This window comes from Saccharothrix algeriensis, assembly GCF_016907655.1.
GTDB lineage: Bacteria > Actinomycetota > Actinomycetes > Mycobacteriales > Pseudonocardiaceae > Actinosynnema > Actinosynnema algeriense.
Map to the genome: position 1 here is coordinate 6,076,479 of NZ_JAFBCL010000001.1, position 18,262 is coordinate 6,094,740.

At 74.8% G+C, this 18,262-nt stretch carries 12 protein-coding genes and 1 pseudogene; 6 read left to right on the forward strand and 7 right to left on the reverse strand.

Annotation, left to right across the window (positions count from 1 at the left end; translation table 11 throughout):
- Positions 1-284 precede the first annotated feature (284 nt).
- Positions 285-6,119 (forward strand): annotated as a pseudogene (locus tag JOE68_RS27555) (type I polyketide synthase); the annotation flags it as partial.
- Between the two features lie 27 nt (positions 6,120-6,146).
- Here JOE68_RS27555 and JOE68_RS27560 read toward each other — a convergent pair.
- The 3 genes from JOE68_RS27560 to JOE68_RS27570 all read right to left on the reverse strand — a co-directional run bounded on the left by JOE68_RS27560 (position 6,147) and on the right by JOE68_RS27570 (position 9,551).
- Positions 6,147-6,638: an HDIG domain-containing metalloprotein gene (locus tag JOE68_RS27560; RefSeq protein WP_204845295.1), complete on the reverse strand. Its 492-nt coding sequence runs from the start codon at positions 6,636-6,638 to the stop codon at positions 6,147-6,149.
- Positions 6,639-6,874: 236 nt separating this feature from the next.
- Positions 6,875-8,719, reverse strand: a complete 1,845-nt coding sequence (locus JOE68_RS27565) for an FG-GAP-like repeat-containing protein (protein ID WP_204845296.1) — start codon at positions 8,717-8,719, stop codon at positions 6,875-6,877.
- A gap of 118 nt (positions 8,720-8,837) precedes the next feature.
- Entirely contained in the window at positions 8,838-9,551 is a 714-nt protein-coding gene (locus tag JOE68_RS27570; RefSeq protein WP_204845297.1) for a hypothetical protein, read from the reverse strand.
- Positions 9,552-10,045: 494 nt separating this feature from the next.
- On the opposite strand from JOE68_RS27570, the gene JOE68_RS27575 reads away from it, so the two are divergent.
- Together JOE68_RS27575 and JOE68_RS27580 are read left to right on the forward strand one after the other, a co-directional pair.
- A complete protein-coding gene (locus JOE68_RS27575) occupies positions 10,046-11,098 on the forward strand; it encodes a hypothetical protein (protein WP_204845298.1) in 1,053 nt (350 codons plus the stop codon).
- Between the two features lie 36 nt (positions 11,099-11,134).
- Positions 11,135-11,626: a hypothetical protein gene (locus tag JOE68_RS27580; RefSeq protein WP_204845299.1), complete on the forward strand. Its 492-nt coding sequence runs from the start codon at positions 11,135-11,137 to the stop codon at positions 11,624-11,626.
- Positions 11,627-11,672: 46 nt separating this feature from the next.
- Here JOE68_RS27580 and JOE68_RS27585 read toward each other — a convergent pair whose 3' ends face one another.
- The 4 genes from JOE68_RS27585 to JOE68_RS32490 all read right to left on the reverse strand — a co-directional run bounded on the left by JOE68_RS27585 (position 11,673) and on the right by JOE68_RS32490 (position 16,185).
- Positions 11,673-13,199 carry an NHL domain-containing protein gene (locus JOE68_RS27585; protein ID WP_204845300.1) on the reverse strand — a complete coding sequence of 509 codons (1,527 nt, stop codon included), beginning with the start codon at positions 13,197-13,199 and terminating at the stop codon, positions 11,673-11,675.
- Between the two features lie 338 nt (positions 13,200-13,537).
- Positions 13,538-14,131: a hypothetical protein gene (locus tag JOE68_RS27590; protein ID WP_204845301.1), complete on the reverse strand. Its 594-nt coding sequence runs from the start codon at positions 14,129-14,131 to the stop codon at positions 13,538-13,540.
- 11 nt (positions 14,132-14,142) lie between these two features.
- Positions 14,143-14,826 (reverse strand): DUF7224 domain-containing protein, encoded by a 684-nt coding sequence (locus JOE68_RS27595; protein WP_239562371.1) that lies wholly within the window; start codon positions 14,824-14,826, stop codon positions 14,143-14,145.
- Between the two features lie 192 nt (positions 14,827-15,018).
- Positions 15,019-16,185, reverse strand: coding sequence for an ATP-binding cassette domain-containing protein (locus JOE68_RS32490; protein WP_372443371.1), 1,167 nt, complete (start codon positions 16,183-16,185; stop codon positions 15,019-15,021).
- A 175-nt stretch (positions 16,186-16,360) separates the two neighbouring features.
- Here JOE68_RS32490 and JOE68_RS27605 point away from each other — a divergent pair, with 175 nt between their 5' ends.
- From JOE68_RS27605 to JOE68_RS27615, 3 genes are all read left to right on the forward strand, one after another.
- Positions 16,361-17,140 carry a PIG-L deacetylase family protein gene (locus JOE68_RS27605; RefSeq protein WP_204845302.1) on the forward strand — a complete coding sequence of 260 codons (780 nt, stop codon included), beginning with the start codon at positions 16,361-16,363 and terminating at the stop codon, positions 17,138-17,140.
- Between the two features lie 258 nt (positions 17,141-17,398).
- Positions 17,399-18,091, forward strand: a complete 693-nt coding sequence (locus JOE68_RS27610; protein ID WP_239562373.1) for a B3/B4 domain-containing protein — start codon at positions 17,399-17,401, stop codon at positions 18,089-18,091.
- An 18-nt stretch (positions 18,092-18,109) separates the two neighbouring features.
- Positions 18,110-18,247 carry a BTAD domain-containing putative transcriptional regulator gene (locus tag JOE68_RS27615; RefSeq protein ID WP_275584965.1) on the forward strand — a complete coding sequence of 46 codons (138 nt, stop codon included), beginning with the start codon at positions 18,110-18,112 and terminating at the stop codon, positions 18,245-18,247.
- Positions 18,248-18,262: the final 15 nt, after the last annotated feature.

The window sequence follows — 18,262 nt, forward strand, 5'->3', positions numbered from 1 at the left end:
GCGCCCCGGCGCGACCGGCTCCGGAGGGTTCGCACCACCATCACCCGTCCGACGGATCCCCCTGGGCGGGTGGGGTGACAGCGGGTCCTGCGCACGTGCGGCGCGCCTCGGAACCCGGCCGGATACTACTGCGATCGACAGCACAGTGATCGGCTTCCGGGAGGCTCCGGTGCGGGTGGCAGGTCGACGGCGCGCTCCAGGATCGTCGTGCTCGGCATCGAGGGGGTCGGCGGCCGGTGGCGGGCGCGGCGCACCGACCCGGGGCGCGGTGAGGACGTCGGGCCATGCGTGAGCTGAGCGAGATCAGGCGGTCGTCGCCCCGGTGGGCGGGTGAGCCCCGCGACGCCTGGCGGCGCCGGCTCGCCGCCGTGCCGGCGCCCGCCCAGCGGGAACTCCTCCTGGGGCTGATCGGCGACCACGTCGCGGCGGTCACCGGGCGCGGCGGTGCGCACGGCGTCGACCGCCTGGCGCCCTGGCGCCGCCTCGGCGTCTACCGGCACCTCGCCGACCGCCTGCGCGCGCGGCTGACCGCGGCCGTGGGGCTCAGCCTGCCGGTCACGCTGCTGTTCGACCGCCCGACGCCGGACGCGCTCGCGGCCCACCTGCGCGCGCGGCTGCTGGGCCTGGACGAGAATCCGGCCGAGGACCCGGCCGACACCCCACCGCGCCACCTCCCCGGCGGGGACGACCCGGTCGCGATCGTCGGCATGGCGTGCCGCCTGGCCGGCGGCGCGGACAGCCCCGAGGCGCTGTGGGAGCTGGTGCGCGAGGGCCGCGACGCGGTGGCGGGCCTGCCCGCCAACCGGGGCTGGGCGCTGGACGGCCGCTACGACCCCGACCCCGAGCGGCCCGGCTCCGTCTGCACCCGCCACGGCGGCTTCCTCCCCGACGTCGACCGGTTCGACCCGGCCTTCTTCGGCATCGGACCCCGGGAGGCCAAGGCCCTCGACCCGCAGCAGCGGCTGATGCTGGAGCTGTCGTGGGAGGTGCTGGAGCACGCCGGCATCGACCCCGGGACGCTGCGCGGCAGCACGCGGACGGGCGTGTTCTCGGGCGTGTCCCTCCAGGACTACGGACCGCCCTGGCACCAGGCGCCCGCCGAGGTCCAGGGCCACCTGCTGACCGGCAACGCCCTGGGCGTGGTCGCCGGCCGCGTCTCCTACACCCTCGGCCTGGAGGGGCCCGCGCTCAGCGTCGAGACGCAGTGCTCGGCGTCGCTGGTGGCCCTCCACCTCGCCGGCCAGTCGGTGCGCTCCGGCGAGTGCGACCTCGCCCTGGCGGGCGGCGTGACGGTCATGTCCACCCCCGGGATGCTGCTGGAGTTCAGCCGCAAGCAGGGCCTGGCGCCGGACGGGCGGTGCAAGGCGTTCTCCGCCGACGCCGACGGGACCGGCTGGGCCGACGGCGCGGGCGTGCTGCTGCTGGAGCGGCTGTCGGACGCGCGCCGCCGCGGCCACCGGGTCCTGGCCCTGCTGCGCGGCAGCGCCGTCAACCAGGACGGCGCCAGCAACGGCCTGACCGCCCCGAACGGCCTGTCCCAGCAGCGCCTGATCCGCCAGGCCCTGGCCAACGCCCGCCTGTCGCCCGCCGACGTGGACGTGGTGGAGGCGCACGGGACGGGGACGGCGCTGGGCGACCCGGTGGAGGCGGCGGCCATCATCGCCACCTACGGCCGGGGTCGCCCCGCCGGCCGCCCGGTGTACCTGGGGTCGCTCAAGTCCAACATCGGCCACGCCCAGGCCGCGGCCGGGGTCGCCGGGGTCGTCAAGATGGTGCAGGCGATGCGGCACGGCGTGCTGCCCCGGACCCTGCACGTGCGCGAGCCCTCGCCGCACGTGGACTGGTCGGCGGGCGACGTCGCGCTGCTGACCGAGAACCGGCCGTGGGAGCGCCCGGGCGGTCGTCCGCGCCGCGCGGGCGTGTCGGCGTTCGGCGTCAGCGGCACCAACGCCCACGTGATCCTGGAGGAGGCGCCCGAGGAGCCGCGGGCCGCGGCCGGGGGCACGTCGCGGGCCGCGGCCGGGGGCACGTCGTCGGCCCCGGTGCCGGTCGTCCTGTCGGGCCGGACGGAGGCGGCGCTGCGGGCGCAGGCCGCGCGCCTGGCGGAGCACCTGGCGCGGCACCCGGCCGCCGATCCGCTGGACGTGGCCTTCACCCTGGCCGGTCGCGCCCGCTTCGAGGAGCGCGCGGTGGTCGCGGTGCCCTCCGGGCCCGACGGGCGCGAGGAGCTGGCGCGCGCCTTGCGGGCCGTCGCCGGTGGCCGCGCCTCGCGCGCGGTGGTCCGCGGCTCCGCCGGCCCGGCCGCGGTCGGCACGACGGCGGTGCTGTTCACGGGGCAGGGCAGCCAGCGCCCGGGGATGGGCCGCCTGCTCTACGACGCCCACCCGGTGTTCGCCCGGGCGCTGGACGAGGTCTGCGGGGCTTTCGAGCCGCACCTGCCGCGCCCGCTGCTGCCGGTCATGTTCGCGCCCGCGGGCTCGCCGGGCGCGGAAGCCCTGGACCGCACCCGGTACACCCAGTGCGCGGTGTTCGCCTTCGAGACGGCCCTGTTCCACCTGGTGCGGTCGTGGGGCCTGGACCCCGGCGTCGCCCTGGGCCACTCCGTCGGCGAGCTGACCGCCGCGCACGTCTGCGGGGTGTGGGACCTGGCCGACGCGTGCGCGCTGGTGGCCGCTCGCGGCCGGCTCATGCAGGCGTGCCGGCGCGACGGGGCGATGGTCTCGCTGTCCGCCGGCGAGGCCGAGGTCCGCGAGTCCCTCGCCGGGTTCGGCGACCGGGTCGGGATCGCCGCGGTCAACGGCCCGGCGGCGACGGTGGTCGCCGGGGACGCGGACGCGGTCGAGCGGGTCGCCGCCACGTGGGCGCGGCGGGGGCGCCCCGCGCGGCGGCTGGCGGTCTCCCACGCCTTCCACTCCTCCCACATGGACGACGCGCTGGAGGAGTTCCGCGCGGTCGTGGCCCGGGTCGCGCCCGCTGCGCCGTCGATCCCGCTCGTCTCCAACGTCACCGGCGGCCTCCACACGCCGCAGACGCTCGCCTCGCCCGACTACTGGGCGCGGCACGTGCGCGAGGCGGTCCGCTTCGCGGACGGCGTGCGCTGCCTGCACGAGCAGGGCGCGACGGCGCTGGTGGAACTGGGGCCCGACGCCACGCTCACGGCGCTCGCGTCGGCCTGCCCGCCCGGCCCGGCGGCGGGCGGCGACCCCGTGCGGGTCGCCGCCTCCCGCCGGAGCGGCCCCGAGCCCGAGGCGCTGCTGGAGGCCCTGGCCGAACTCGACGTGCGGGGCGTCCGCGTCGACTGGCGGGCCGTCCTCGACGGGCGCGGCGGCCGGCACCTCGACCTGCCCGCCTACCCCTTCCAGCGCACCCGGTTCTGGCTGGACGGGACCGCCCCGGAACCGGAGCCGGAGCCGGCGCCCGAACCGGAACCCGGCCGGCTGCGCTACCGGGTCGAGTGGGAGCCGGTCGCGGACGACGTCACCGCCACCGCCCTGGCGGCCCACCGGACCGGGACGCCGCCCCTGTCCGGCACCTGGCTCCTGCTGACCGCGCCGCACGGGGGCGGCGACGTGCTCGTCCCGCGCCTGGCCTGGGTCGTCGAGCGCCTCGGCGGCGAGGTGGTCCACCTGGCGGTGGACGAGGGGGGCGCGGACCGCTCCGACCTGGTCGAGCTGCTGTCGGACCGGGTGCGCGGGGGCGCGGTGGGCGGCGTGGTGTCGCTGCTGGCCCTCGACGGCACGCGGCACCGCCGCCACCCCGCGCTCACCGACGGGCTCGCGCTGACGGTGGCGCTCGCCCAGGCGCTGCACGACCTCGGGGTGGGGGCGCCGTCGTGGTCGCTGACCCGCGGCGCGGTCTCCACCGGCCCGCACGACCCGGTCACCGCCCCGGAGCAGGCGATGGTGTGGGGCCTGGGCCGGGCGCTCGCGCTGGAGCGCCCGGGGCGCGGGGGCGGCCTGGTCGACCTGCCCGCCGAACTCGACGACGCCGCCCTGGGCGGGCTCGGCTGCGCGCTGGTCGGGCCCGGCGGCGAGGACCAGTTCGCCGTCCGGGACCGCGGGCTGCTCGTCCCGCGCCTGGTCGCCGCCGGACCCGCCGCCCCCGCGCCGCCGTGGCGGCCGAGCGGGACCGTCCTGGTCACCGGCGGCACGGGAGCCCTCGGCGCGCACGCCGCGCGGCGGCTCGCCCGCGACGGGGCGCGCCGCATCGTGCTGGCCGGCCGCCGCGGCCCGGCGGCGCCCGGCGCGGCCGAGCTGGTCGCCGAGCTGTCCGGGCTCGGCGCGCGGGTGCGCCTGGCGGCCTGCGACGTCGGTGACCCGGACCAGGTCGCCGCGCTGGTCGGCGAGCTCGCCGAGGCCGGCTCGCCGGTCACGGCGGTCGTCCACGCGGCGGGCGTCGGCGGCCGGACCGCCCCGCTGCCCGAGTGGGACCTCGACGAGTTCGCCGCGGTCCTGGGCGGGAAGGTCGCGGGGGCCGCCGCACTGCACCGCCTGCTCGACGGGACCCGCCGCGCCGAGGAGCCGGGGCTGGAGGGGTTCGTGGCGTTCTCCTCCATCGCGGCGACGTGGGGCAGCGGCGGCCAAGCCGCCTACAGCGCGGCCAACGCCTACCTCGACGCGCTGGTCTCCCACCGGCGCGACCGCGGTCTGGCCGCCACGTCGGTCGCGTTCGGGCCGTGGGCCGACGCCGGGATCGCCGCCCGGCCCGCCCTGCGCGACCACCTGCGCGGTCGCGGCCTGCGCCACCTCGACCCGCAGGTGGCCGTCGCCGCGCTGGCCGAGGCGGTCGCGGCGGACGAGGGGGCCGTCACCGTCGTCGACGTCGACTGGGACCGCTTCCTGTCCTCCTACACCGCCGTGCACCCGGGCCGCGTGTTCGACCGGCTGCGGGCGCGGGCCGCCGACACGCCCACCGGGGACCCCGACGACGCCCGCGCGCCGGTCGACTTCGCGGCGCTGCCGGAGGACCGGCGCGTGCGCGCCCTGCTCGACCTGGTGCGGGCCGAGGCGGCGGCGGCCGTCGGGCACGCCTCGCCCGAGGACGTCGACCCCGCGCGGCGCTTCCTGGACCTGGGGTTCGACTCGCTGGCGTCGGTCCGGATGAGCCGGCGGCTCGCCGCGGTGACGGGCCTGCCCCTCGCGGCGCCGGTCGTCTTCGAGCACCCCACCGCCGCCGACCTGGCCGCCCACCTCGGCGCGCTCGTCGCCGCGGCGGCGCGACACCCCTCGACCGCCGCCGACGGCGCCGCGGCGCCCGCCGGGCGCAGCGGGCCCGCCGGCGGCTCGGCCGGGGTCCGCGACCTCTACCGGCACGCGTGCTCCATCGGCAAGTTCGGCGAGGGCGTGGGCGTGCTCAAGGCCGCCGCGAAGCTGCGGCCCACCTTCGACACGACCGCCGGGTTCGGCAAGCCCGTCACGCCGGTGGCGCTCGCCTCGGGGCCCGCGCCCACCGCACTGGTGTGCGTGCCGTCGATGGTCGCGCCCTCGGGGCCGCACAACTTCGCGCGCCTGGCGCTGCACCTGCACGGCCTGCGCGCCGTCCACGCGCTGCCGCTGCCCGGCTTCGGCGACGGCGAGCTGCTGCCGGCCGAGTCCGGCCTCGTCATCGACCTGCACGCCGACGCGGTCGAGCGGGGGTTCCCCGACGCGCCCGTCGCGCTGGCCGGGTACTCGTCGGGCGGGTGGCTGGCGCACGCGATCGCCGCGCGCCTGGAGGAGCGCGGCACGCGGCCGGTGGCGGTGGTGCTGCTCGACACGTGGCTCCCCGGTGACCGGGTCCCGGAGGCGGACATCGAGGAGGAGTTGCGCGGGATCGCCGTCAACGACCAGGCTTTCGCCCTCATGACCGAGGAGCAGGTCACCGCCCAGGGCGCTTACCTGGACCTGTTCGAGGGCTGGCAGCCGAGCGCCGCCACCGCGCCCGTCGTGCTGGTCCGCGCCCGCGAGCGGATGCCCCAGCAGCCCGACGACGGGGGGAGCGGTCACTGGGCGGCGGAGTGGGAGCTCGACCACGAGACCGTGGAAGCCTTCGGCAACCACCAGACGATGATGAACGAACACGCCCGGTCCACCGCCCGCGTGCTCGACGACTGGCTCCGCGAGCGGGAGCGGCGCCGCTGAACCGGGCCGCCCCGCGCCTCGTGGAGTCTATTGTGGACTGTCCTTCTGGGACAGTCGGTGCTCGACCCTCTCGACGGCGGCGATCAGCAGGGGCGCGCGGAGGTGGTGGACGCGGGCGTTGGGGGAGTCCGGGCCGTGCCGGCGGAGCATGTCGGCCAGCCGGTCCTGGACGGTGACCCGGTGGCCCCGGCTGTCGACCGTCTGGTCGGCGCAGGTGAGGGCGTCCGCCACCGGCCCGGTCTCCTGCGGGTGGGCGGCGACGCGGTCGGCCAGGCCCAGGGCGCCGGCCACCAGGCGGGCGCCCGAGTGGTGGGCCACCAGGGCGCTGATCCGAGGCGGCCAGCCGAGCCGGTCCAGGTGCCGCGCGCCGTCCAGGGGGTGGAAACCGGTGTCCGCCAGCGCTTCCGCGTAGCCGATGTCATGCAGCCAGGCGGCGCGGACGAGGACGTCGCGCTCGGCGGCGGGCACCGTCACCGACAGCTCCTCGGCACGGCGCGCCACGCTCGCCGTGTGGCTCAACCGGCTGCCCAGACCTCGCAGCAGGCTTTCCGCCAATTCTCGCGCGTCTCGGACACCGTGGGACCCGTGCAGCTCTGCGACCACGTGGCGGGGTTACCCGGTGGAGCGCGGCAGCGGGCGAAGGCGGGGAGAACCCCAGGTGAACGCGCGGTGCACCGGGTGGCGTGCGCCGGGCCGTCCGCCGGGTCGGGCGCGTCGTCGCGACACCGCCCGCGACGGACGGCTCCGGGCGGCGGTCACCGGGTCATGAACCGGCGCGCCAGGTTGCGGGCCACGTACACGCCCGGACCGCCGAACCCGACGATGTCGAGGCGCCCGTCGCCGGTGACGTCGGCGAGGTACCGGGGGTGCCGGTCGACCCGCCACCCGCCCGCCCCGTCGTCGTGCCCGAACCCCCTGCACACTAGCCGGGCCTGCTCGAAGTCGCCGCCGCCGCGGCCGCGCGACACCCAGACCCCCTCGTCGCCGAACCCGACGACGTCCGGGGCGCCGTCGCCGGTGGTGTCGGCGAGGAGCCGGACGTGCTTCCCGCCCGTCCACCCCTGGGCGCCGCCGAAGTCGTTGAGGACCAGCCGCGCCTCGCCGAACGTGCCGTCGCCCCGCCCGCGCGCCACCACGACCCCCTGCGGGCCGAACCCGACGACGTCCGGCGTCCCGTTCCCGGAGGTGCTCACCAGGAACCGGGGGTGCTCCTCGGCCGAGGTCCACCCCTGGTCGACCCCGAACTCGTCGAGGACGAACAGGGGCTCGGCGAACACCCCCTCCTCGTCCTGCGACGACACCCAGACACCGTCGTCGTGGAAGCCGACGACGTCGACCCGGCCGTCGCCGGTGGTGTCGACGAGGAAGCGGGGGTGCCGGTCGACCCGCCACCCCCCGGCCTCCCGGCCGTGCCCGAACGCCCTGAGCGCCGGCTCGCCCCCCACCGGCGCGAACTTCCCCTTCCCGTCCTGGAGCGAGAGCCACAGGCCGTCGTCGTGGAAGCCGACGACGTCGACCCGGCCGTCGCCGGTGGTGTCGACCAGGAGGCGGGGGTGCCGGTCGGCGCGCCACTGCCCGGCCTGCGCGGCGTGGCCGAACGCCCGGAGGGCCGGCTCCGCGCCCAGCGGCGCGAACTCGCCGGTCCCGCCCTGGAGCGAGACCCGGACGCCGTCACCGCGGAACACGACGGCGTCCAGGCGGCCGGCGCCGGTGGTGTCCACAAAGGACCAGATCTCCTCGCGGCGCGCGTCGTCGGGCGGAGTCGTGAACCTGTGCAGGAAGCGCTCGGCGTCCTCGAACGTGCCGTCACCCCTGCCGGAGGAGGTCACGACGCCCCGCGCGGGGTCGAGGCCGACGAGGTCCACCCGGCCCGTTCCCGTGATGTCGGCGAGGAACCGCGGCCCGGACCCGAGCCGCCCGCCCGCCGCACCGGACGTGGGACCGCCCTGCCAGCGTCCGGCGCCCTCGTCGCACCCGAACCGCGGGAGGACCAACCGCAGGTCGCTGAAGGAGGGCTCCGCGTCGGGTGTCGGCCGCAGCGCGGTCGACCGGACCAATCGCCAGGACTGACGGCCGTTCCAGTGGCTCACGGGCGCCCACCGCAGCACGGGGTCGCCACTGCGCTCGGGCCCCGCCGGGACGAACCGCCACCGCTGGTCCCGCGCGCTGTCGTCGTGCTCGCGCAGGACGGCCGGGGCGCCCTTCCCGTCCGAGGGGTCGGAGGGCGCCAGGACGCCGCCGTCGCCCACGCACTCGATGCGGTGCAGGTCCGCCTCGCCCTCCACGGGGACGACCAGCCACTGCTGGCCCTTCCCGCCGGCGGCGGCCCACTGGCGGACCTTCCGGTCCGCGGCGGCGGGGTTGTCGAGCACCTTGCCGCTGCTCGCGTGGTGGATCACGTACACCTGGTCCTCGTGCGCCGGCCCGCCCCCGGCGGCTTTCACGGGCACCAGGCGCCACCGCTCCGGTCCGGGCCCGTCGTCGGGCGAGGCGCGGACGACCAGGGCCCCGTTCGCGCTGGGCGGCGCTTCCGCGCCGAGCGCCTTCCCCGTGGCGGCGTTGACGATCGCTACTTCGAGCTGTTCCTTGGGCACGGGCATCCTGATGCCTCTTCCGGGTGGTGCGGTCGTTGTTCCGCGCGGTCGCTGTTCTGGGCGGGTCGTTGCGGGTCGTTGCGGTCGCTGTTCTGGGCGGGGGCGGGACGCCGACGCGCGCGGCCTACGTGAAGACGTGGTGGTAGGGGACGTTCCACTCGTTGGGCAGCCGCGGGTAGAACGTGTTGATGACCGTGCCCGTGAAGTCCCCGCCCCAGTTGTAGGTGACGCGGACCTCGCTGGTGGCCGTCACCGCGTGGTCCTTGAACCCGAGGATGGCGTCGGGGTGGGTGATCGGCACGAAGGTCACCCCGCCCCAGGGCGTCACCGTGACGACCCAGAGCTGGGTGTCCTCGGGCGCGCCGTTCTTCCCCCGCCACTTCTCGCCGACCTTGCCCGGCAGCCCGACCTGGACGGTGTCCGCCGGGCTCTTCGGGGCGTCCTGGTGCACGGTGATGCGCCGGCGCTTCGGCTTGGGCGCGCCGTCGTCGCCCTGGCCGCCGGCGCTCGCGCCGGCCGGCTTGTCCGGCGCCTGCCCGGCGGCGCTCTCGATGAAGTACAGCGGCCGCTGCCCGAAGAAGCCGCCGGGGGTGATGTGCCAGAGGTGGCCGCGCCGGTCCTTGGTGTCGGGGTCGAGCGCGGTGGCCAGCTGCACCCCCTTGTCGTGGCTGCCCTCGGTCAGGTCGACGGGCCGCAGGTACCCGCCGTTGAAGGCGTGGACGAGCATGACCGGCCGGTTCTTGACCAGCGCGGCCACGATGGCGTTGTCGTAGCTGTTGACCGGCACCGGGCCGCCGACCACCAGATCCGCCATCGGCGTGCGTTCTTGGGTGTACACCGCGGATACCTCACCTGTTCTGGATGTGGAGCGCGACGCGTCGAAGCCGCTCGGCGCGGGACCGGAGGGGCGGTGCGTCGAGGACTTCGCGCGAGTGCGGTCCGCCGAAGCCCGACACGTCGAGCAGACGTCACCAGGTATACCGCACGGCATTGCCGCCCGCCGGTCCGCTACTCGATCGGCGCGAAATCACAGGCGAATGGCCGCAGCGCGCGCGGGAAGTTTACGCAAACCAGTAGTCGAGGCCGCGGAGAATGACCCGACAAGCCGCTGGGGCGGCCGGTGGCCGGCCCTTCGCGGTGACAACGCGTAGTAACACCAGGATTCGGCGGTCGACGCCGGGAACCGTGTCGCCCCAACGGGTGTGGGCCCGAACCGGGGCCTGGCCGCGCACCGGGGTCCGTGCTAGCGTCGGCCGCGGGTGGGGGAAACCCCGGTTATTCTTTCGAGCGCGGTTCCTGCGCACGTTCCACCACATCGGGCGAGGACGAGGAATGCCTGCGAGCACGTACAACCTGGAACAGGTCAAACGCCGGCCGCTGACCAAGCGGAACCTCCGGGAACTCAACATCGAGCAGTCCTGGCAGTCCATCCTGGACCACCCCGGCCTGGTCTACGTGGACCCGAGCGGCGCGCAGCACAAGCCCGTGGGGTTCTCCGTGAACAAGTCGAGCTTCGGCGCTTTCCCGGGAACCGCCGCCGAACTGGGGTGGTTGGCCTACCTGCACCTCGGCGAGCCGCTGGTGGAGGAGCGGGGGAACGTCGAGCAGCCCCCTCCGGACACGTTCTCCACGCGCTCCTACGTCAACCGGAGCCAGACCTCGACGCTGAAGTTCTCCGACACCGTCAACTTCACCGTCTCCAACGCGGTGACGTGGACGCTCCAGGGGCAGTCCCAGCTGACCTTCGGCGGCAAGGCGAGCGCGTCGCTGCAGCTGCAGCTGCAGAACCAGCTCCAACTGCAGCTGCAGAACAACATGCAGAACAAGAACTCCAACACCGTCACCAACAAGAACAGCAAGGACTCGGTGGGCGTGGACAACGCCAACAACACCGAGACGGCCACGACGAACGCGGTGACGAACGGCACGACGTTCACCACCCAGGGCAGCGCCACCGGCGCGGCCGAGCTGCACGCCCAGCTGATGCTGGGCATCACCGCGTCCGTCGGCGGCAACCTGACCACGAGCTGGGGCTCCACCTCGCAGATCTCCGGCGACGTCCAGCCGAACTCCCGGGTGCAGACCACCGCCACCCAGCGGCGGACCCGCAGGCAGTACACCTACGAGATCCCGGTGACCTTCTCCGGGTTCCTCGCGGTGCGCTACGACGTGCCCGCGGCCGTCCTGTCGCCCCCGCAGCCGGCCGGCTACCCCGGCCTGGAGCACGTGGTGGCCCGGGACATCAACGACCTCGACCTGACCGCCGGCGGCCCCTTCCGCCTCAAGGGCTGGGCGGAGATCGTCTCCGCCCTCGACGTCCAGCACACCGTCTTCGACGGCGAGAGCCTGACCAACAGCCCGCGAGCGCTCCACAAGGGACCCTGACCGAGCGGCCGACCGCCGCCAGGACAACGAACAGGGATGACGACCATGGTCTTCGACAACATCTTCGGCTTCGCCGACAACGGGGCGGGGATCTTCTCGGTGAACCGCGACGGCGCGAAACCGCGGCCGGGCGAGGACGTCGACTTCGAGGACGCCGACGACGACACCTACGACGACACCCACGGGAGCCTGTTCACCAGCGCCCTCCACGGCGCCTCGACCCGGGCGAAGGTCGTGCGGGAGCAGTCGCCCGAGGCGCGGGCCGTCCTGGGCTTCCTCGGCGCCTTCATCGACACCGCCCGGACTTCCGCCGCCGAGCAGTCCCGGTACGCCGGCAACCCGGGGTCGGTGTCCGAGGCGGCGTCCGCGGGGATGCGGGAGTCGAGCACGACGGTGACCGGGCACAGCGGTCTGCAGAAGGACGAGGACCTGGCGGACCGGCCCAGGAAGAGCGACTACACCTCAGCGCCCAAGGCGCCGAAGGCGAGCGCCGAGACCCCGCCCCGCGGTTCCGAACCCGGCCGGTGACGGCGGTCCGGCCGGTGACCGGCCGGACCGCCGAGGGCTCACCGCCCTACACCGGGACCAGCTGCCACTGCTGGTCCCGGTCGTCGTCCCGCGCCCCGAACTGCTTGACCGCCGTCCGGGCGTTGGTCCCGACCCCCAGGAACAGCCCGCTGTTCCGGTTCACGATCCGGTACGCCCGCGGGTCGGCGGCCTCGGAGCCGACCGGCTCCAGCCGCCACTGCTGGTGGCGCGCCCCGGCACCGCCGTAGGTGCGCTGCACGACCACCACCCCCTCCGCCACCTGCGCCCCGACGACTTCGAGCACCTTGCCGCTCTTGACGTTCTCGATGATGTACAGGTCGTCCCCGCCGTCCCGGCCCACCACGGTCAACCGCCACCGCTGGTGCCCCCTGGCGGCGGGGAGGGACTGGTGGACCTCGGCGCCCTCCCCGGTGGACTCGCGGAAGACCTCCAGCCGCAACCTGCTCCGGGCGTTGACCCACGTGACCACCGACCCGGAGGAGGGCAGCCCGGCCGCGGGCGCCGCCGTGACCTTCCGGATCCGGTGATTGGCGCGGTCGGCGACGTACAGGGACCCCGCGCCGTCCACCGCCATCGAGTACGGGCAGTTCAGCCGGGCGGAAGCGGCCGGACCGCCGTCGCCGCCGAACCCGGCGGCCCCGGTTCCGGCCGCGGTGGTGATGGTCCCGTCCTCGGCGACTTTCCGGATTCGGTGGTTGTTGTAGTCGGCGACGTAGAGGTTCCCGGCGCCGTCCACCGCCACCCCGATCGGGTGGTGCAACCGGGCGGAGGCCGCGGGGCCTTCGTCGCCGCCGAATCCGGCGGCTCCGGTTCCGGCCGCGGTGGTGATGGTCCCGTCCTCGGTGACCTTTCGGATTCGGTGGTTGTTGTAGTCGGCGACGTAGAGGTTCCCGGCGTCGTCCACCGCCACCCCGGTCGGGTTGTTCAGCAGTGCGGAGGTGGCGGGGCCGTTGTCGCCGCCGAAACCGGCGGCCCCGGTTCCCGCAGCCGTCGTGATGGTCCCGTCCTTCGCGACTTTCCGGATGCGGTGGTTGTTGTAGTCGGCGATGTAGAGGGATCCCGCGCCGTCCACCGCCACCGTGTACGGGTAGTTCAGCCGGGCGGAGGTGGCCGGGCCGCCGTCGCCGCCGAACCCCGCGGTTCCGTTTCCGGCTACGGTGGTGATGGTCCCGTCTTTTGCGACTTTCCGGATGCGGTGGTTGTTGTAGTCGGCGATGTAGAGGGATCCTGCGCCGTCCACCGCCAGCCCGACCGGGTAGCTCACCCGGGCGGAGGTGGCCGGGCCGCCGTCGCCGCTGAACCCCGCGGTTCCGTTGCCCGCCGCGGTGGTGATGGTCCCGTCCCTCGCGACTTTTCGGATCCGGTGGTTGTTGTGGTCGGCGATGTAGAGATCCCCGGCGCCGTCCACGACCACCGAGAGCGGGTAGTTCACGTGGGCGGAGGTGGCCGGGCCGCTGTCGCCGCCGAACCCGGCGGCCCCGTTCCCCGCCACGGTGGTGATCGGCAGGGTGGAGGTGTGCGGATCCGCGGCTGCAGCCTGAGCAGTGCTCATCATCATCCTTCGTGGTCCTCTGGCGAAACGCTGCTAGCGGTCGACGGATGAACCGCGTCGGGCCGTGCGGGACCGAGGTCGGCGAATCCTCCTCGAACACGTCCCGCGGATCGACGCCACCGGCCGACGCACCCCACCCTGGCTCGACCACACCGCGCACCGGAAGCGATCCAGCACAAGATCACCACGACGGAGGAGAAGACCACCCCGTTCGGAACCACGGGGAATACCGACGGTGTGACCCGCCCACCGGCCGTGCGCCGACCGTGAACGCGCAGTGCGCGAGGACGCGACCCCTCCGGACCGCCTCACCCCGATCGGTTTCCGCTCGGTGTCGATCATTCCGGCGGCGCGGGTTCCTCCCGGGGCCCCAGGACGACGAACAGCGCCGCTCCCGCCAGGCAGCAGCCGACCGCGAAGGCCAGGGCGCCGCGGTGGTGGGCGGGGGCGATCGCGAAAGCCCACCACTGCGCGCCGCTCGCGGTTTCCGCGGTCGAGCGGACTCGCGTGCCGAACAGCAGGCACCCCATCAGGTAGGGCAACGGCAACGTCCAGCTCCGCGTCGCTCCGGCGAGCGCCGCTCCGGCCAGTGCCATTCCGCTCAACCCCAGGGTGTTGCGCAGTGCGGCCTGGCCGTCGGGGACCAGCAGGCACGTGGTGGCCGCCGTGACCAACAACGTGCCGACCAGCGCTGCGCGTTGCGCGAACGGGGAGCGGGGCGCCACGCGGAACAGCGATGTGGGCGCTCTGCTGTGCAGACCCACGGCGCAAGCGATCACCAGCGGGAGCAGTTGCGCCAAGGGCACGCTGAGCCTGCGGGTGGCGGTGAAGGAGGGCACCGGGACGCGTTCGCCACCCAAGAGGGCGCCGACCAACGCCACCGCACCGCAGGCCGCCACCAGCGTCGGCCAGCGGTGAGCGCGCAACCACAACCAGGCAACGGTCACGGCAGTGCCGGAGGGGGAGTGGCGCAGTCGTGGTGGGCTTCGACCAACTCCTCGTACCACAGGCGCTGCCGGTCGGCGGAACTGCCGATCAACCGTTCGAGCTGTGCCACCTGGTCCGGTGGGACCAGGTGAGCGGTCGGCGCGTCGGGACGCACCCGTTTGACCAGCCAACCGCTGAGCAGCGCCCGAGCGGTCGCCGCCGGGTAGAACCGGGATCCGCCTTCCACGGCGGCGCACCGGGGCGGCGGCGGGATGAGCGCCCGGGCAAGCGCTGTCACCAGGTCCGCCTCGGTCTCGCCAGGTCGAACGGGGCCGAGGCGCGGGGCGTCGGCCCCGGTGCGCAACCCGTTCTCCAGGTAGAGCCGCGGTTGCACGCCGAGGTCGGCGAAGAGCGCGTGGTACCTGCTCGTGGCGCCCAACCAGGTGTCGACGTCCCCGGCGTGTTCAGGCCACATGCACACCGTGACGTCGTCCCGGGTGCCGCACACCTCGCTGGCGGGAGGGCGTGCCTCGGTCAACCGCGCCCCGCTGCTCTGGATCAGGGTCACGGCCGCGACGGCCAGCGCCGCGGAGAGCACCGCCGGCGGCACGCCACGAGTCGGGCCCGACAGGGCGAGCGCGGCGACGCCTGCCACCGCCAGCGCGGCGATCCACAGCCACTGACCGGTCACGGCGATCACGCGAAACGTCCCACGCGGCAAGGGCCGCGGCCAGCGGCACCAGCAGCACGCCGTACTGCTGGAGCTGCCCGGACGCCCAGCCCCAGTCCACCGACCAGGCATCGCCGCGGCTGCCGGCATAAAGACCCAGGAGGATCATCGCGGGCACGGCGAACGGCGCGCTGCCGCGCCGCAGGGCGATCGACAGCGGCGTCATCGGTCGTCCCCCGACATCACCAGCGCTTCGTACGCCGAGTCGATCCGCGCGGCCCCGCTGCCCTCACCGCCGGTGAACTCCTCCACCGTGCCGTCGAAGCGCACCACTCCACCGTCCAGCACGACGATGCGGTCCGCCATCGCGGCCACGTCCTCGGTGAGGTGCGTGCTGAGGACGACCGCCCGGTCCCGGGCGAGTTCGGGGATCAGCTCGTGCAACCCGCGTCGTTGCCGAGGGTCGAGCCCGACGGTCGGCTCGTCGAGCAGCAGCAACCCGGGCCGGTTGACCACAGCCTGGGCGATCCCGACACGGCGGCGCATGCCACCGGAGAGCCGGGAGATCCTGCTGTCGCGCCGATCGGTCAGGTCGACCGATTCCAGGGCCGCAGGCCGTCGTCTGCCGCACACGGCGATCCCGGTCAGGGCTGCGGGCTTTTGCCTTCCAGCATCCGCTGGATGCCCGCGGAGAGCTTGGACGTGACGTCGGTGTTGTCGGCGGTGTGGTTGCCGGGAGCGGTGACAGCGTCGTGGAAGCCGGTGGCGTCGTCGCGGCGAACCTGGAGCGGGCCGCTGAGGGTGATCACGCCGTCGGTGGGCAGCCACTCGGGGGCGAGGTCCCGCAGGATCGCGCCGCGTCGGCCCAGGAACAGCACCCGGTCGCCGTGTTCGAGGTCGCGGTAGGGGAAGGCCCAGGCACGGGTCTCCACCAGCGGGGTGGTGACCTGTTCGGTCCGGCGCGCACCGAGCCAGGTGCGCCGCTGCACCCCGCCCCGGTGCTGCACCCGGAGGGGAGGCGCCTTCCGGCCCTGCTGCCGGGCGGTGGTGAGGAACAGGGCGGCCAGGGTCCGGTCGTGGCCGTCGGACAACCACGGGGGGCGGTGGCCCGCCACCGCCTCCACGGCCCGGGCGCCGATCGGGTGCTGCATGTTGGCGCCGTCCCTCCACGTGCCCAGCAGGGCGCACCGGACCGCCGCGCGGTCGCGGGAACCGCCCTCGGCGGCGCGCAGGGAGGCGGCCAGCGCCGCGACGGCCTCGGCGAGGACGTGCTCGTAGCAGGCCGGGCACAGCGAGAGGTCCTTTGCGTCCGCTCGCCCCCGCACCTCCAGCGCACGCCCGGAGAACCGCTCCAGGCGTCGCGGACCGACCAGCCCCCACTCCAGCCACCAGGTCACGGGGTCCGGGTAGTAGCGGCGGTGGCGGTGGCAGGTGGTCGCGCCGTCGCGGACGCAGCGGGCCGTCGCCGCCTGACCGCAGTCGCAGTAGTCCGCACTCATTCCAGGTCTATCGGACTTGCGGGAAGATCCGTTAACGACGTGGCGGTGTGCGGGAGGATGGGGGGATGTCGACCGTAGTCGCGTTTCACGCGCACCCCGACGATGAAGTGCTGTGGACCGGCGGCACCCTCGCGCGCGCTGCGGCGCAGGGGCACCGGGTTGTCGTGGTCGTGGCCACGGACGTCATGGGGCTGGTTCCCGAGGGTGGGTCGGTCCGTATGCGGGAGTTGCGGGCGAGTGCGGAGCTGCTGGGTGTGCACAGGGTGGAGCATCTGGGTTACGCGGGCAGCGGGCACGGTCCGGTGTTGCCGCCGGACCCGCCGGGGCGGCAGCGCTTCGTCCGGGCCGACGTCGGCGAGGCGGGGGAGCGGCTTGCCGCGATCCTCCGCGAGGAGGGCGCCGACGTGCTGCTCAGCTATGACGCCAACGGCGGCTACGGCCATCGTGACCATGTCAAGGTGCACGAGGTGGGTGCACGCGCGGCCGAGTTGTCCGGTGTCGGTTCGGTGTTGGAGGCGACGATGCCCCGCGAGGTGGTCGCGCGCCTGGTTCGCTGGGTGCGGCTGCTGCGCATCCCGTTCCACTACGACACCGAGGAGCTGCTTCGGTTGTTCAGCGCCCGGGCGGATATCACCCACCAGATCGATGTGCGGCCCTTCGCACGGCAGAAGCAGGCGGCCATGGCGGCGCACCGGTCCCAGCTGGGCGGGGGCAGGCTCGCGCCGGTGATGCGTGCGCTGGTCGGTATGCCCTCGTGGGCCTTCGCGAGGTTCGTCGGGCGAGAGTGGTTCATCGACCAGGCCCGCACGCCGGCCGGCGGGGTCCTGGGCGACATAGTCGACTGATGGGCGCAGGTGGCGGTGGCCGCCCCAGGGCGCCGGGCTCACCGGTCGGCGGGGGCCGAACAGCCGACCGCGGGGATCCGGTTGCCACCGGCAGCAGGTCCCGACGTGGCGCCCGCCTGCGGAATCCGCGCGACTCGTCGGCGGGCGCGGCCCACCAGCGCTCCCGGGAACGCGGTCGGCTCTAACATCTGCTCGCGGGCCCGCCCGCGGCAGCGCGCCCGACCGGCGCCGTCCCGTCCACGATCAGCGAGGTAGACCTTGCACTTCCAGCACTCACCCGGGATGTGGGCCGAGTTCCCCGAGCTGCGCGCGGGTGTCCTGCACGTCACCGGCATCACCCCGGACGCGTCGGTCCGGGAGCGGGTCGAGCACTACAGCGCCGTGGCCGAGCGGCGGTCGGCCGGCGGCGCCGAGAGCGAACTGCCCGAGATCCAGGCGTGGCGGCGCGCTTTCTCCCGGATGGGCCTCAAGCCCACGCAGTACCGCTGCGCGTCGGAATCGCTGCTGCGCAGGTTCCGCAAGGAGCGGTCGCTGCCGGCCATCCACCCCCTCATCGACCTGTGCAACGCCGTTTCCCTGGCCTACGCGATCCCCATCGCGGTGTTCGACGTGGCCGAGGTGGCCGAGCACGTCGAAGTGCGGCACGCCTCGGGGAACGAGGAGTACCTGACGTTCTCCGGGCAGGTCGAGCACCCCGAGCCGCGTGAGGTGGTCTTCGTCGACGCGCGCGACCGCGCGCACGCCCGTCGCTGGACCAACCGGCAGAGCGGCCTGTCCGCGGTGCGCGACACCACCGCCTCGGTGCTGGTCGTGGCCGAGGCCCTGCACCCCACCGCCGACACCGACGTGCCGGAACTGGTCGACGCCGTCGCTACCGAGCTGCAGCGCGCCTGGCAGGCCGACGCCACCCACGCCGTGCTGACTCCCGCAGCGCCGCGCTTCACCTTCTGACCCCTCAGTGGTCTGCTGCTGTGGCAGGGTCACGCCTTGGCTGGACTGGAAGACGACATGACCACCAGCATCGCCGTGGGACTGGAGGAACAGCGACTGCTCGCGGTGGAGAAGCTGATGTCGCTGCGGATACTCCTGGGGGCGCCGCCGTGGTAGGCGAACTCCGCCGCC

Excerpts from the sequence above, each read along its gene's own strand:
- JOE68_RS27605 (WP_204845302.1), top strand. The coding sequence starts at position 16,361 with ATGTCGACCGTAGTCGCGTTTCACGCGCACCCCGACGATGAAGTGCTG.
- JOE68_RS27565 (WP_204845296.1), bottom strand. The coding sequence starts at position 8,719 with ATGCCCGTGCCCAAGGAACAGCTCGAAGTAGCGATCGTCAACGCCGCC.
- JOE68_RS27580 (WP_204845299.1), top strand. The coding sequence starts at position 11,135 with ATGACGACCATGGTCTTCGACAACATCTTCGGCTTCGCCGACAACGGG.
- JOE68_RS27585 (WP_204845300.1), bottom strand. The coding sequence starts at position 13,199 with ATGAGCACTGCTCAGGCTGCAGCCGCGGATCCGCACACCTCCACCCTG.
- JOE68_RS27575 (WP_204845298.1), top strand. The coding sequence starts at position 10,046 with ATGCCTGCGAGCACGTACAACCTGGAACAGGTCAAACGCCGGCCGCTG.